Genomic DNA, 13,313 nt, shown 5'->3' on the forward strand with positions numbered 1-13,313 from the left:
TCGACGGGCGTCGACGGCGCGGACGGGCCGCACGGCGCCCGGGAGCCGTGGCCCCCGGGCGCCGCGGCGCCGTCAGTAGCGGTCGACGGCGGGCGGCTCGGGCGTCGGCAGCACGGTGCCGGCGGTCGCCTCCCACGCGGCCGTCCAGGTGCCGTCCTCGTAGGACTGCTCGAGGACGTCGTTGATCCACATCCGGAAGTCGGTGTCGTCGAGCGCCAGGCCGATGCCGTAGGGCTCCTCGGTGAACGGCTCGCCCCGGACCTCGAACGCCGGGTCGTCGGCCGCGAAGCCGGCGAGGATCACGTTGTCGGTGCTGATGGCGTCGACCTGCCCGCCGCGCAGCGGCTCGAGGCAGTCGGAGTACGCGCCGAACGGCACGACCTCGGTGTCGGGGTAGTTCTCCAGCAGGTTCGCCTCGGGGGTGGACCCGGAGACCGTGCAGACCTTCTTGCCCGCGAGGTCGTCGGGGCCCTGGATGTCCTCGTTGTCGGCGAGCGTGAGGATCGACTGCCCGGCCTCGTAGTACGGGCCCGCGAACGACACGACCTGCTTGCGCTCGTCGTTGATCGTGTACGTCGCGACGACGATGTCGACCTGGCCGGACTCGATGAACGACTCGCGGTTGGCGGACACCGTCTCCTTCCACTCGATGCCGTCCTCGGGGATGCCGAGCGCGCCGGCGATGATCTTGCCGATCTCGACGTCGAAGCCCTCGGGCGTGCCGTCGGGGCCGACCAGGCCGAACAGCGGCTGGTCGAACTTGGTGCCGATCGTGATGGAGCCGGCGTCGGCGAGGGCCGCCATGGTCGAGCCCTCGGGGAAGTCCGAGGCCTCGACGTCGGAGACCTCGGGGGTCGAGCCGCCGTCGGCGTCGTCGGACCCGCCGCAGGCGGCGAGGGTCAGGACGGCGGCGGCGGCGAGGGCGATCGGGCCTGCGGTGCGGGTTCTCATGTCGGGCTCCTGGGTCGCGTCGGGTGCGGTGCGTCTCGGTCGGTGCCGGTCGGGGTTCGTGCGGGGTGGTGCGTGGTGCTGCGGGCGCGGGGGCGCCCGGGCTCAGTGGGTGAGGATCTTCGACAGGAAGTCGCGCGCCCGCTCGCTGCGCGGGGCGGTGAAGAACGTCTCGGGGTCCGCCTCCTCGACGATGGCGCCCCCGTCCATGAACACGACGCGGTCGGCGGCCCGGCGGGCGAAGCCCATCTCGTGCGTGACGACGACCATCGTCATGCCCTCGGCCGCGAGGGAGGTCATCACGTCGAGGACCTCGTTGATCATCTCGGGGTCGAGCGCGGAGGTCGGCTCGTCGAACAGCATGACCTTGGGCTCCATCGCCAGCGCGCGGGCGATCGCGACGCGCTGCTGCTGCCCGCCGGACAGCTGCGCGGGCAGCTTGTCCGCCTGGCTGGCGACGCCCACCCGCTCGAGGAGGGTCATCGCCCGCGCCTTGGCCTCGGCACCGCCGATCCGGCGGACCTTGCGCAGTCCGAGCGTGACGTTCTGCAGCACCGTGCGGTGCGCGAACAGGTTGAACGACTGGAACACCATGCCGACGTCGGCCCGGAGCCGGGCGAGCGCCCGGCCCTCGGCGGGCAGCGGCTCGCCGTCGACGGTGATCGTGCCGGACTCGATCGTCTCGAGCCGGTTGATCGTCCGGCACAGCGTGGACTTGCCGCTGCCGGACGGGCCGATCACGACGACGACCTCGCCGCGGCGCACGGTGAGGTTGACGTCCTGCAGCACGTGCAGCGCACCGAAGTGCTTCTCCACGTGCTCGAGGACGACGAGGGGCGCACCGGGGTGGGGTGCCGGGGACGCCGCCGGGTTGGGGGCCGGGGCCGGGTCGGGCTGTGCCATCCCTGGAACCTATGAGGCTCGTGTTACCCGCGCCACCTTTTGAGGTCACAGATCGGAAACAAGACGGTCATGTGGAGACCGGGGTGGAGTCATCGCTGCGGAGGGCGGCGAGCCGCGGACGTACCCTGGTCCGCGATGAGCACGACGACCCCGCCCCCCGTCCTCGTGGCCCCCGACGCCCCCACGTCGCCGGCCGGCGCGCCCGCGCGCACGTACCTGGTGAAGACCCTCGGGTGCCAGATGAACGTGCACGACTCCGAGCACATGGCCGGCATGCTCGAGCAGGCCGGCTACGTCGCCGCGTCGCCCGAGGCCGCGGCGGCCGAGGAGGCCGACGTCATCGTGATCAACACGTGCGCGGTGCGGGAGAACGCGGCCGACAAGCTGTACGGCAACCTCGGCCGGCTGGCCGGGACCAAGCGCGCCCGTCCGGGGATGCAGATCGCCGTCGGCGGCTGCCTGGCGCAGAAGGACCGCACGGGCATCGTCGAGCGCGCGCCGTGGGTCGACGTCGTGTTCGGCACGCACAACCTCGACGTGCTCCCGGTGCTCCTCGAGCGCGCCCGGCACAACGAGGCCGCCCAGGTCGAGATCGAGGAGTCCCTCAAGGTCTTCCCGTCGACGCTGCCGACCCGCCGCGAGTCCGCGTACGCGGGCTGGGTGTCGATCAGCGTCGGCTGCAACAACACCTGCACCTTCTGCATCGTGCCGCACCTGCGCGGCAAGGAGCGGGACCGTCGGCCGGGCGACGTGCTCGCCGAGGTCGCGGCGCTCGTGGACCAGGGCGCGATCGAGGTCACCCTGCTCGGCCAGAACGTGAACTCGTACGGCGTCGAGTTCGGCGACCGGGGCGCGTTCGCCAAGCTGCTGCGGGCGGCCGGGTCGATCGACGGCCTGGAGCGGCTGCGGTTCACCTCGCCGCACCCGGCGGCGTTCACGGACGACGTCATCGCCGCCATGGCCGAGACGCCGGCCGTCATGCCGAGCCTGCACATGCCGCTGCAGTCCGGCTCGGACCGGGTCCTGCGCGCGATGCGCCGTTCCTACCGGTCGGAGAAGTTCCTCGGCATCCTCGACCGGGTCCGCGCGCAGCTGCCGGACGCCGCGATCACCACGGACATCATCGTGGGCTTCCCGGGGGAGACCGAGGAGGACTTCGCCGAGACGCTGCGCGTGGTCGAGGCCTCGCGGTTCTCGTCGGCGTTCACGTTCCAGTACTCGCCGCGCCCCGGCACGCCGGCCGCCGACCTGCCCGACCAGCTGCCCAAGGCGGTCGTCCAGGAGCGGTACGAGCGGCTGATCGCGCTGCAGGACCGGATCGGCCTCGAGGAGGCGCAGCGGCAGGTCGGCCGCACGGTCGAGGTGCTGCTCGCCGAGGGCGAGGGGCGCAAGGACGGCGAGACCCGCCGGCTGTCCGGCCGCGCCGCGGACAACCGCCTCGTGCACCTCGCGCTGCCCGCCGGGCTGGCCGAGGCCGACGCGCCGCGCCCCGGCGACCTGGTCACGGTCGACGTCACGCACGCGGCCCCGCACCACCTGGTCGCCGACTCGGCGGCGCAGGACGGCACCTTCGCGGTGCGCCGGACCCGGGCGGGCGACGCCTGGGAGCGGCGGCAGGCGGGCGAGGACGACCACGCGCACGGCGGTGCTGGGGACGCGTGCGGGACGGGCGCAGCCTCGGGCGGGCCCGCGGCCCCGGTGCTGCTCGGCCTGCCGACCCTCGGGCGGCGCTGACCGCCGACCCGGTGCCGACCGCCGCTCAGACCTGCGGCGGCAGCAGCTGGTCGAACGAGGCGAAGCTCTGCACCCCGGTGCCGAGCCCGCAGGACAGCAGCTGGTCCAGCTGCTCGGCGGTCACGCCGTGCTCCAGGTCCGTCGAGACCTCGCTGTACACGGCGAGCTGGCCCTCCTCCTCGCGGAGGTAGAGCTTCGGCCAGATGCGCTCGCGGTTCCAGTCGTTGAGCGCGAGCGTCACCGCGCGGCGGCTGTCGACCGGGAGCTGCCGGTGCCAGCGGCCGCGCACCTGCAGGATCTCCCGCTGCTCGCCGAGCAGCAGGAACCAGAACCGGGAGTCGTTCCACACACCGGTCAGGTCGCCGTCCTCGTCGACGCGGAAGTGGTAGCCGCGGGACGACAGCGCCGAGGCGACCCGGTCGCGGGTCAGCGGCGTCGGCCGGGCCTGCAGCGGCACCCGGCGCTGCGGCGCGGGGGCGGCGGCGCGCTCGCCGAGCACCCGGGACAGCCAGCCCGGCGTGCGGGGCGCGGTCACGGGGCCACCGCCGCGGGGTCGGGGTAGAGCTCGTCGATCGCGTCGAAGAACGTGCTCGACGTGGACAGGCCGCAGAACAGGATCTGGCTCAGCTGCTCGTCGGTCGCGCCGTGCTCCAGGTCGGTGGAGACCTCGGCGACGACGTGCACCATCCCGTTGTCGCGGACCCGCACGTACGCCTTCGGCCAGATGCGCTCGGCGTTCCACTCGGTGCAGGCGTCGAGCACCTCCTCGAGCCGCTCGATCGCGATCTCGCGGTTCCACTGCCCGCGCACCTGGACGATCTCCTGGTGCTCGCCGAACAGGAAGAAGTAGAACAGCCGGCCTCGCCACAGCCCGCCGAGGTCGCCGTCGTCGTCGGTGAAGTAGTGGAAGTCGTTCCGCTCGAACCAGCGCACGATCCGGTCGGTGCTCAGCGGGGTGGGCCGGCCGTCGTCGACGGACACGCCGCCGGGTTCCGAGCCGCGCGCGCCGCCCCGACCCGGGTTGGCGGGGACCGGCGCGGCCTCGCGACCGCTCGCCGGGCGGCCCGGTCCGCGGCGGGGGCGGCGGTTCCCGAACAGACCCATGCGCACACCATACGCGCGGGCGCCGACGCCGCCAGCGTGGTCACCCTCCGTTCACCGGATCGGACATCTCGGGCGGCTGGGTGCTCGCGCGATCGGGTTAGGCTCGTCCCGGACGGCGCCGTGCGCGCCCACCACCAGCACCGACGCGACCAGCGGGGCCGACGGGCGCCCCGCGCGACACCCACGAGGACGCCATGGGTTTCTTCACCAAGCCGGACGCCGCGGCGGCCGGTCCCGCGCTGCAGCCGCTGTCCCACCAGCGGGTCATCGACGTGCTCGACGCTCGCGAGATGAACTACGGGGTCGACGACGACGGCGACATCGGCGGCTACTGGGACGGCCACCTGTTCTACTTCTTCCGGCTCGGCGGCCAGCAGGAGTACCTGCAGACCCGCGGCCGGTGGAACCGCAAGGTCGGGATCGACCAGTACGCGCGCGTGGTCGACCTGGTGAACACCTGGAACTCCGAGAAGCTGTGGCCGAAGGGCTACGTGCGGGCCGAGGACGACGTCGTCGGCGTGTACGCCGAGCACACGGTCGACTACGAGCACGGCGCGACCGACGAGCAGATCGACCTGCACCTCGCGTGCGGCATCACCACCGCGCTGAGCCTGTTCGAGCACCTCGACGAGCAGTTCCCGGCCGAGGCCGCCGCGGCGAAGGCCGCCGAGGCCGCGGCCTCCGGGGAGTGACCCGGCGCCGATGACGGACCCCGCCGCGCGGGCGTTCCAGGTCGACCTGCACGGCGTGGTCGACCTGCTCGCCCGGCACCTGTACTCCGGCCCCCGGGTCTACCTGCGCGAGCTGCTGCAGAACGGCGTCGACGCGATCACCGCGCGCCGCGCCGAGGACCCGGGGTGCCCGGCGACCGTCCGGCTGCGGCCGCTGCCGGACGGCTCGCTGCTCGTCACCGACTCCGGGGTGGGCCTGACCCGCGCCGAGGCCGAGGAGCTGCTCGCGACCGTCGGCCGGTCGTCCAAGCGCGACCTCGACCTCGGCGTCGGTCGCGAGGAGTTCCTCGGGCAGTTCGGCATCGGCCTGCTGTCGGCGTTCATGGTGGCCGACCGGATCGAGCTGGTGTCCCGGTCAGCCCGGGACCCGCTGGCCCCTGCGGTCCGCTGGCGTGGGCACGCCGACGGGTCGTACGACCTCGTCGAGCTGCCGGACGCCGACCTGCCGGCGGGCAGCACGGTGCGGCTCCGGCCGCGGCGGGACCTCGAGCACTGGCTGGCGGGGGAGACGGTCGCGGCGCTCGCCGCGGAGTTCGGCTCGCTGCTGCCGGTCGACGTGGCGGTGGAGGTGCCGCTGGGGACCGCCCCCGCGGCCGCGCCGGGCGATGCTGACCCGGCCGACGACCTGCCCGCCGACGGCGGTCCGCGCCCCGGGCACGTCTGGCGTCGCATCTCGGCGCCCGAGGAGCCCTGGGCGCGCGAGCACCCGGACGAGGCCGCCCGCGCGCAGGCGCTGGCCCGGTACTGCGAGCAGACCCTCGGCTTCACGCCGCTCGCCAGCATCGACCTGTCGGTCCCGCTGGCCGGGGTCACCGGGGTGGCGTTCGTGCTGCCCGCCGCGGTCCCGCCGGGCGGCGGCGGCTCGCACCGGGTCTACCTCAAGCGGATGCTGCTCGGCACGCGCGTCGACGGGCTGCTGCCCGAGTGGGCGTTCTTCGTCCGGTGCGTCATCGACGCCTCGGGCCTGCGCCCGACCGCCTCCCGCGAGGCGCTGTACACGGACGAGGTGCTGCTGGCGACGCAGGAGGCGCTCGCGGACGCGGTCCGGTCCTGGACGCTGCGCACCCTGGAGTCGTCGACCGCCCTCGCGCGGCAGTTCGTGAGCACGCACCACCTGGCGGTGCGCTCGCTCGCCCTGACCGACGACACGATGCTCGACCTCGCGGCGCGGATCCTGCCCTACGAGACGACCGACGGGACGCTCACCCTCGCCGAGGTCGCGGCCGAGCACGGGCAGGTGGTGTTCGCCCCGACGCTCGAGGAGTACCGGCGGATCGCCCCGGTCGCCCGCGCGCAGGGCCTGGCCGTGGTGAACGCGGGGTACGTCTACGACGCGGACCTGCTCGCGCGGCTCGCGGCGCGCGGGCCCGGGCGCGGGCTCGGCGAGGTCCGGCCGCTCGGCGCCGGCGACATCGCGCAGGTGCTCGCACCGGTGGCGCCGGAGCGCGAGCTCGCGACCCTCGACGCGGTGCGGGCGGGCGGCGAGGTGCTGCGGCCCCTCGACACCGAGCTCGTGCTGCGGACGTTCGAGCCCGCCGAGCTGCCCGCCGTCCTGCTGCACGACCGGGACGGCGACCACCAGCGCGACCTGCAGGCGGCGATGGCCGAGGCCGACGACGTGTGGAGCGACGTGCTCGCGGGCTTCGCCGCGCCCGCCGCCGCGCGCCGGCTGGTGCTCAACGACGCCAGCCCGCTGGTGCGCGACCTGCTCGACGCGCCGCCGGGCGAGGTGGTCGCCGCGGGGCTGCGGTCGCTGTACGTGTCCGCCCTCCTGCTGTCCGGCGAGCCGCTGCGCGCGCGGGACTCGGAGCTGATGACCGGCTCGATGTCGGTGCTGCTGCGGGCCGGGCTGGCCGGGTCCGGCGCGGGCCCGCGGGGCGGCGCCGACGAGGGGGTGCCGGGCGGGCTGTCCGGCGCCGACGACGAGGCGGCCGGGGGACCGGCCGGGGAGGAGCGCGCGTGACGCGCACGCTGGACGAGGCCAACCGCGAGATCACCCGCGTGCGGCAGATGCCGTACGGGCTGGCCCGGTCCCAGGCCGCCGAGCGCCAGGTGCGTCTCGTCGACGCCGAGGGCCCGGACGCCGCTCGCGCCTACGCGCTCGGCACGCTGGTCGAGGCGTACCAGTGGGGCGGCGAGGTCGACCGGTCGTTCGTCGCGTTCGCGCGGCTGCTGCGCTGGTACGACGAGCACCCCGAGCACTTCGACGCGCACGACCGGCACGGCCTGTTCTGGTCGTTCAAGTGGATGATCTCCGGGCTCGCGGACTTCCCGACGGTGCCCGCCGAGCAGATCGACCGCACCCTCGCGGACATGGAGCGCCGGTACGCCCTGGCCGGGAACGGCATGGACGCGGTCGCCTACGAGCGGTTCGCGTGGGCCCGGCAGCGCGGCGCCGCCGACGTCGAGGCCGCGTACCAGGCGTGGATCGCCACCCCGCGCGACGACTTCTCCCAGTGCGAGGCGTGCGACCCCGGCGACCGCGCCGCGTGGCTCATCGGCACCGACCGGGCCGAGGAGGGCATCCGGATCATCGAGCAGACGCTCGCCGAGGACCCGTCCTGCGCGTCCGAGCCCGCGGACATGCTGTCGTACCTCGCGGAGGCCTACCTGGACCAGGGCCGGCCGCGCGACGCCGCCCGGACGCACCGGCGCGCCGTCGCGGCGCTCGCGGAGGCCGAGTCCGACATGGTCGGCGCCCGCGGTCGCCGGGTGCGGCTGCTGGCGCGCGGCGGGCAGGCGGAGCGGGCCGTCCGGGCGATCGAGGCGGACCAGCAGTACCTCACCGGCGGGGACACGCCGTACTCGCGGCTGGCGTTCGCGCGGCTGGTGGGCGCGGCGACGCACGTCCTGCGCTCGGCCGGGCGGGGCGACCTCCCGGTGCGGCTGACCGCCGTGCCGGCGACGACCGTGGCCGAGCTCGACGACTGGCTGCGGTCCGAGGCGACGGCGCTGGCGAAGCAGTTCGACGCCCGCAACGGGACGGGCGCCGAGAGCGAGTCGGTGGCCCGCGCGTGGGCGACGGAGCCGGCTGCGGACACGCTGGACCTCGACGTGCTCCCGCGGGGCCTGGCGGCGCGCGGCGGCGCGGTGTCGGCCGCGGGCGGGTCGGGCGGCGCCGCCGCGGCGCGCGACGGGGCGGGTGCCGGGACGAGCGCGGACGGCGCGGCTCCCGCCGACGCGCGGCGTGCCGCCCCGGCCGACCCGGCGGCGCTGGTCGCGGAGGCCGAGCGCCTCGCCGGGACCGGCGACCTGGAGTCCGCGGCCGGTGCCTACCTCGACGCCGCGGTCGCGTTCGAGGGCGCGGGCCTGCTGACCGAGTCCGGCTTCGGCTACGCGGAGGCCGCGCACTGCGCTCAGGTGCTCGGCGACGACGACGGCGCGGCCTCCGGCTACGCCGCGGCGGTCGCCCGGCTCCGGGCCGCGGACGTCCCCGCCACGGTCGTGGCGCCGGTGGTCGTCGCGTGGGCCGGCGCCGCCGCGGTGACCGGCCAGGCCGAGGCCGTGCTCGCGGAGGCGGACGGCCTGCTGCTCCGGCTGACGGCGGACGCTGCACCGGGCGACGACGACCGGGCCCCGGAGCTCGTCGCCCGCGAGCAGGCCGAGCACCGCCGCGCCGCCGCCGACCTGGACGACGCGGCCGCCCGGCTGCTGGCGACGCTCGGCGGGCCGGAGCGCAGCGCCGCCGCTGCCACCCGCGCGCAGTCGGCGGCCGAGGCCTACGCCGGCCTCGGCGCGCTCGCGGACGCCGCGCACGCGTTCTGGCTCGCCGGGCGGCTGCACGACGACCTCGGCCGCGTCGAGGACGCGGTGTGGCACCTGGAGTCGGCGATGGAGGGGTTCCAGGCCGCGCGCCAGCGGGCCCCGCACGGCGAGGTGGCGAACGCCCTGGTCGACGTCCTGCGCCGCTCGGGCCAGGACGCCCGCGCTGACGACCTGGCCCGCGCCCTGACCACCTGACCCCGCCTCCGCGAGCCTCATCGCCGAGTCTGCACCTCTCGACTGTGTGCCGGCCCAGGCCGACAGCCCGACTTTGCAGTCTCGGCGAGACGGGCTGCGGAGGGGCGGGGCTCGGCGGGATACGGTGCCGGGGTGAGCCTGGCCGTGGTGTTCCTGCCCGACACCGCCCTGCTCGTCCCCGGGGCCGCCGGGCGGGCCGACCCCGCCGCCGGGCTGCGGGACGCGGCGGTGGCGGCGCTCGCGGACCTCGCCGGAGGGGACGACGGGGACCCGGGCGTCGGGCGGGTGGTCGTGATCGCGCCGGCGCGTCGCGGCCGGTTCCTGCCGCACCCCGTCGCGCCCGGGCTCGGTGGCGCGGGGCTCGACCTGCCCGACCTCGCGCCGCCCGCCCTCGACGGCGCCCCGCGCGCGGACGTGCCCGCGTCGGTCGCGCTCGTGCTGCTGCGCGCCGCCGGGGTGGCCGCGCCGGTCGACGTGGTCGAGATCGACCGCGCCGCCGACCACGTCGTCGCCGCCCACGACTCCTCCGCCGCCCCGAGCGCGGTCGTGGTCGTCGGGTCGCTCAGCGCCCGGCACGGACCCGACGCCCCGCTCGCGGACGACCCGCGCGCCCCCGCCGTGGACGACGCCCTGCTCGCCGCCCTCGCCGAGGGGCCCGCCGCACTGGCCCGCGCGCTCGACGACCTCGGGGCCGACGGCGCGCGCGACCTGGCCGTCTCGGGCCGGGCCCCGTGGCGGACCGCCCTGGCGCTGCTCCCCGCGGGCGCGCTCGCCGAGGCCGCCACCGTGCACCCCGAGGTCGTGGCGGGCGCCCAGCACGTCGTCGCCGCCTGGCGGCTCGCCGACCCCGCGGCCCCCGCGGCGCCCGCCGACCCCGTCGCCTACGCCGGCTCGACCGTCCGCGCCCCGCATTACCGTCCCGTCCCGCACCACCCCGAGGAGCCCCGTTGACCGTCGTCGTCGCCGTGGTCGGCCCGACCGCGACCGGCAAGTCCGACCTGGGCGTCGCCCTCGCGGAGCACCTGGACGGCGAGGTCGTGAACGCCGACGCGCTGCAGCTCTACCGGGGCCTGGACATCGGCACCGCCAAGCTCGCCGTCGCGGAGCGCCGTGGCGTCCCGCACCACCTGCTCGACGTGCTCGACCCGCACGAGGACGCCACGGTCGCCGCGTACCAGCGCGACGCCCGCGCGGCGCTCGCCGACATCGCCGCCCGCGGCCGCCGGCCGGTGGTGGTGGGCGGGTCGGGGCTGTACGTGCGGTCCCTGCTGGACCGGATCGAGTTCCCCGGCACCGACCCGGAGGTCCGCGCCGCGCTGGAGGCCCGGGTCGAGACCGAGGGCGCCCGCGCCCTGCACGCCGAGCTCGCCGCCGCCGACCCGGTCGCCGCGGAGAACATCGGCCCGCGCAACGCCCGCCGGATCGTCCGGGCGCTGGAGGTCATCGCGCTCACGGGGCGGCCGTACTCGGCGAACCTGCCCGGTCACGACTACGAGGTCCCCGCCGTGCAGATCGGCCTGGACTGCGACCGCGCCGAGCTCGACGAGCGGGTGCAGGCGCGGGTCGACCGGATGTGGGCCGCCGGGCTCGTCGACGAGGTGCGCGGCCTGGTCGGGCGCGGCATCGGCCGCACGGCCTCCCGCGCCGTCGGCTACGCCGAGGTGCTGTCCACCCTGCGGGGCGAGATCTCCGAGGACGAGGCCCGCGCCCAGGTGGTCGCCGGCACCCGGCGGCTGGCCCGCAAGCAGATGGGCTGGTTCGGCCGCGACCCGCGGGTGCACTGGCTCGACGCGCAGGACCCGGATCTCGTCGACCGGGCCCTCGCGCTCGTCCGGGCGGCCGACGCCGGGGAGCTGGGGCTCGCCACGGACGACCCGGCGCCGCGCCGTAGTCTGGGGTCATGACCGCCCCCGCCGCGTCCCCGGCCGCCCGCGCCCTGCCCGACACGGTCGCGGCGCTGCGCGTGACCAAGGGCCACGGCACGCAGAACGACTTCGTGCTGCTCGACGGCCGGACCGGGATCGCGCTGGACGCCGACCTGGTCCGCGCGCTCGCCGACCGTCGCGCGGGGATCGGCGGCGACGGGGTCATCCGGCTCGTCGCCAGCGCGGAGCTGCCCGAGGGCGCCGCGGTGCTCGCGGAGGACCCGGCCGCCACGTGGTTCATGGACTACCGCAACGCCGACGGGTCGATCGCGGAGATGTGCGGCAACGGCGTGCGGGTCGTCGCGGAGTACGCCCGCGCGCTCGGCCTGTGGGACCCCGCGGCGGGCGAGCTCGTGCTGGGCACCCGCGCCGGCGTGCGGCGCGTCCGGGAGGCCGCCGGCCCCGCGGGCGAGACCTGGTACGCCGTCGACATGGGGGAGTGGCGGCTGCCGGGCGGGCCCGAGGCGGCCGCCGCGGGCGCGGACGCCCAGGTGGACGTCCCGGGCCTGCCGGTGCCGCGCCCCGCGCTCAGCGTCGACCTGGGCAACCCGCACACGGTGCTGGCGCTCGCGGACGACGCCGAGCTGGCCGCCGCCGACCTCACCCGGGCCCCCGCGGTCGACCCGGTGCCGCCGCACGGCACGAACGTCGAGCTGGTCGTCCCGCTCGGGGAGCAGCGGCTCCCGGACGGCACGGTCGTCGGCCGGGTGCGGATGCGCGTGCACGAGCGCGGCGTCGGCGAGACCCGGTCCTGCGGCACCGGCGCGTGCGCCGCGGCGCTCGCGGTGCGGGCGTGGGCCGGGCCGCAGGCGCCGGACGTCTGGCTGGTGGACGTGCCCGGCGGGACCGTGCGGGTCGCGGCCCTGCCGGACGGCCACGTCGAGCTCGCCGGCCCGGCGGTCCTCGTCGCGGACCTCGACGTCGACCCGGCCGCGCTGTCCCGCTGACCGCGCCCGCGTCCCCGTCCGGCGACGGAACACCCCGGCCCGCGGCCGCGTTGCACCCCGCGTGACCGACACGTCGACCGCCGCCGCCCTGACGGCCGAGGACCTGCGCCGCCCCCTGGGCCGCGACGCGACGTTCCTCCAGCTGTCGTCCGGCTTCTGCGCACCGTGCCGGGCCACCCGCCGGGTGCTGGAGCGGGTCGTGGCGACCCAGGACGGCGTCGCGCACGTCGAGGTCGACGTCGCGCACCGGGCCGACCTGGCGGAGCGGTTCGCCGTCACCGAGACCCCGACGACGGTGCTGCTCGACGCCGCTGGCTTCCCGACCCTGACCGTGACCGGCGTGCCGTCGCTCGCGCAGGCCCGCGCCGCGGTCGCGGCGGTGCGCGAGGGCTGAACCTCAGCCCGCCGCGACCACCCGCAGCACCCGGAACCCCCGCGCGGTCGCGACCCGGTCCACCGCCGCGGCCCCGTCGAGCTCCGTCGCCAGCCAGCGCAGCAGCGAGTCCGACCCGAGGTTCTTCGCCACCACCAGGTACGCCTCGCCGCCCGGGACCAGCCGGCGGAGCCACTGCCGCAGCATCGCGTGCAGCGTCTCCTTGCCGACCCGGATCGGCGGGTTCGACCAGATGGCGGCGAACCGCACGTCGTCGGGCACGTCCTCGGGTCGCGCCGCCGTCAGCCCGTCGACCCCGAGCCGCGCCGCGTTCCGCCGGGTCAGGTCGAGTGCCCGCTCGTTCACGTCGACGGCCCACACCCGCGCGTGCGGGGCGAGCAGGCCGAGGCTGAGCGCGACCGGCCCCCAGCCGCAGCCGAGGTCGAGCAGGTCGCCGTCGCGGGGCGGGTCGGGCACGTGCTGCAGCAGCACCTCGGTCCCGCCGTCCAGGTGGTCGGGGGAGAACACGCCGCCGGCGGTCTCGACCTCGACGTCCCGGCCCGCGAGGTGCACGGTGCGGGCCCGGCGCTCGTCGGGGGAGGCGGGCTCGGCGGTGAAGTAGTGCTCGGTGCCGGTCACGCCGCGACCCTACCGGCCCGCCCCGGCGCACCGTCCGCCCGTGGCGAAT

At 76.5% G+C, this 13,313-nt stretch carries 13 protein-coding genes; 8 read left to right on the forward strand and 5 right to left on the reverse strand.

All coding sequences use genetic code 11. From position 1 onward, the window contains the following. Positions 1 to 72 precede the first annotated feature (72 nt). Entirely contained in the window at positions 73 to 951 is an 879-nt protein-coding gene (locus tag KVT14_RS04785) for a glutamate ABC transporter substrate-binding protein (protein WP_217614618.1), read from the reverse strand. 102 nt (positions 952 to 1,053) lie between these two features. After that, the gene (locus KVT14_RS04790; protein WP_217614619.1) at positions 1,054 to 1,851 is read right to left on the reverse strand and encodes an amino acid ABC transporter ATP-binding protein; all 798 of its coding nucleotides are present in this window, start codon (positions 1,849 to 1,851) and stop codon (positions 1,054 to 1,056) included. Between the two features lie 135 nt (positions 1,852 to 1,986). On the opposite strand from KVT14_RS04790, the gene miaB reads away from it, so the two are divergent. Further along, positions 1,987 to 3,585: a tRNA (N6-isopentenyl adenosine(37)-C2)-methylthiotransferase MiaB gene (miaB, locus tag KVT14_RS04795; RefSeq protein ID WP_217614620.1), complete on the forward strand. Its 1,599-nt coding sequence runs from the start codon at positions 1,987 to 1,989 to the stop codon at positions 3,583 to 3,585. 25 nt (positions 3,586 to 3,610) lie between these two features. Here miaB and KVT14_RS04800 read toward each other — a convergent pair whose 3' ends face one another. Both KVT14_RS04800 and KVT14_RS04805 read right to left on the reverse strand, forming a co-directional pair. Then, the gene (locus KVT14_RS04800) at positions 3,611 to 4,120 is read right to left on the reverse strand and encodes a YbjN domain-containing protein (protein ID WP_308160891.1); all 510 of its coding nucleotides are present in this window, start codon (positions 4,118 to 4,120) and stop codon (positions 3,611 to 3,613) included. Continuing rightward, positions 4,117 to 4,689: a YbjN domain-containing protein gene (locus tag KVT14_RS04805; protein ID WP_147793812.1), complete on the reverse strand. Its 573-nt coding sequence runs from the start codon at positions 4,687 to 4,689 to the stop codon at positions 4,117 to 4,119. The genes KVT14_RS04800 and KVT14_RS04805 overlap by 4 nt, the downstream gene beginning before the upstream one ends. Before the next feature lie 194 nt (positions 4,690 to 4,883). Here KVT14_RS04805 and KVT14_RS04810 point away from each other — a divergent pair, with 194 nt between their 5' ends. The 7 genes from KVT14_RS04810 to KVT14_RS04840 all read left to right on the forward strand — a co-directional run bounded on the left by KVT14_RS04810 (position 4,884) and on the right by KVT14_RS04840 (position 12,646). Continuing rightward, positions 4,884 to 5,381 carry a YbjN domain-containing protein gene (locus KVT14_RS04810; protein WP_217614621.1) on the forward strand — a complete coding sequence of 166 codons (498 nt, stop codon included), beginning with the start codon at positions 4,884 to 4,886 and terminating at the stop codon, positions 5,379 to 5,381. A 10-nt stretch (positions 5,382 to 5,391) separates the two neighbouring features. Then, entirely contained in the window at positions 5,392 to 7,383 is a 1,992-nt protein-coding gene (locus KVT14_RS04815) for an HSP90 family protein (protein WP_217614622.1), read from the forward strand. Continuing rightward, the gene (locus KVT14_RS04820) at positions 7,380 to 9,380 is read left to right on the forward strand and encodes a hypothetical protein (RefSeq protein WP_217614623.1); all 2,001 of its coding nucleotides are present in this window, start codon (positions 7,380 to 7,382) and stop codon (positions 9,378 to 9,380) included. Before KVT14_RS04815 ends, KVT14_RS04820 begins: the two co-directional genes overlap by 4 nt. A gap of 132 nt (positions 9,381 to 9,512) precedes the next feature. Continuing rightward, the gene (locus KVT14_RS04825; protein ID WP_217614624.1) at positions 9,513 to 10,331 is read left to right on the forward strand and encodes a hypothetical protein; all 819 of its coding nucleotides are present in this window, start codon (positions 9,513 to 9,515) and stop codon (positions 10,329 to 10,331) included. Further along, positions 10,328 to 11,284: a tRNA (adenosine(37)-N6)-dimethylallyltransferase MiaA gene (gene miaA, locus KVT14_RS04830; RefSeq protein WP_217614625.1), complete on the forward strand. Its 957-nt coding sequence runs from the start codon at positions 10,328 to 10,330 to the stop codon at positions 11,282 to 11,284. The genes KVT14_RS04825 and miaA overlap by 4 nt, the downstream gene beginning before the upstream one ends. Beyond that, complete coding sequence (gene dapF / locus KVT14_RS04835; RefSeq protein ID WP_217614626.1) at positions 11,281 to 12,252, forward strand: diaminopimelate epimerase; 972 nt, start codon at positions 11,281 to 11,283, stop codon at positions 12,250 to 12,252. The genes miaA and dapF overlap by 4 nt, the downstream gene beginning before the upstream one ends. Positions 12,253 to 12,313: 61 nt before the next feature. Beyond that, complete coding sequence (locus KVT14_RS04840; RefSeq protein WP_308160892.1) at positions 12,314 to 12,646, forward strand: thioredoxin family protein; 333 nt, start codon at positions 12,314 to 12,316, stop codon at positions 12,644 to 12,646. Positions 12,647 to 12,649: 3 nt separating this feature from the next. Here the strand turns inward: KVT14_RS04840 and KVT14_RS04845 are convergent, their stop codons facing one another. Further along, positions 12,650 to 13,264: a class I SAM-dependent methyltransferase gene (locus KVT14_RS04845; RefSeq protein ID WP_217614627.1), complete on the reverse strand. Its 615-nt coding sequence runs from the start codon at positions 13,262 to 13,264 to the stop codon at positions 12,650 to 12,652. Positions 13,265 to 13,313 lie beyond the last annotated feature (49 nt).

It is taken from the genome of Cellulomonas sp. GbtcB1 (genome assembly GCF_019091725.1).
Lineage (GTDB): Bacteria > Actinomycetota > Actinomycetes > Actinomycetales > Cellulomonadaceae > Cellulomonas.

What these genes read in the sequence shown, in the direction of transcription:
- KVT14_RS04785 (WP_217614618.1), bottom strand. Translation starts at nt 951, where the DNA reads ATGAGAACCCGCACCGCAGGCCCGATCGCCCTCGCCGCCGCCGCCGTC.
- KVT14_RS04790 (WP_217614619.1), bottom strand. Translation starts at nt 1,851, where the DNA reads ATGGCACAGCCCGACCCGGCCCCGGCCCCCAACCCGGCGGCGTCCCCG.
- miaB (WP_217614620.1), top strand. Translation starts at nt 1,987, where the DNA reads ATGAGCACGACGACCCCGCCCCCCGTCCTCGTGGCCCCCGACGCCCCC.
- KVT14_RS04805 (WP_147793812.1), bottom strand. Translation starts at nt 4,689, where the DNA reads ATGGGTCTGTTCGGGAACCGCCGCCCCCGCCGCGGACCGGGCCGCCCG.
- KVT14_RS04810 (WP_217614621.1), top strand. Translation starts at nt 4,884, where the DNA reads ATGGGTTTCTTCACCAAGCCGGACGCCGCGGCGGCCGGTCCCGCGCTG.
- KVT14_RS04815 (WP_217614622.1), top strand. Translation starts at nt 5,392, where the DNA reads ATGACGGACCCCGCCGCGCGGGCGTTCCAGGTCGACCTGCACGGCGTG.
- dapF (WP_217614626.1), top strand. Translation starts at nt 11,281, where the DNA reads ATGACCGCCCCCGCCGCGTCCCCGGCCGCCCGCGCCCTGCCCGACACG.